Origin of the sequence: Mesorhizobium sp. M1A.T.Ca.IN.004.03.1.1 (assembly GCF_003997555.1) — a bacterium.
Lineage (GTDB): Bacteria > Pseudomonadota > Alphaproteobacteria > Rhizobiales > Rhizobiaceae > Mesorhizobium.
In genome coordinates this window covers 1-277 of record NZ_RZTV01000248.1, presented here as the reverse complement: position 1 = coordinate 277, position 277 = coordinate 1, and the positions used below count along the sequence as shown (strand labels likewise).

1 protein-coding gene is annotated in these 277 nt (G+C 53.1%); it reads left to right on the top strand.

Annotation, left to right across the window (positions count from 1 at the left end; genetic code table 11):
* Window positions 1-121: 121 nt before the first annotated feature.
* Window positions 122-277 (top strand): HU family DNA-binding protein (locus EOD29_RS31555; RefSeq protein WP_206520541.1); only part of this gene is annotated, 156 nt, incomplete at its 3' end.

Here is a 277-nt window from a genome sequence, read left to right as displayed (position 1 = left end):
ATCTGGTCAAAGGCCAGGATATTAATGGAATCCTGCCCCCAAAGTTGCTTCTTGACGGGCTGCTTTCAGTTTGGCAGGTTGGCCGGGATTGATAAGAAATCAATAATTTAAGGGGGCGACTGTGATCAAGTCCGAATTGGTGCAGATTGTTGCGGCACGCAACCCGCATCTCTATCATCGCGACGTCGAAAATATCGTCAACGCGGTTCTCGACGAGATCACCGATGCACTGGCTGCGGGCAACCGCGTCGAATTGCGCGGCTTCGGCGCGTTTTCG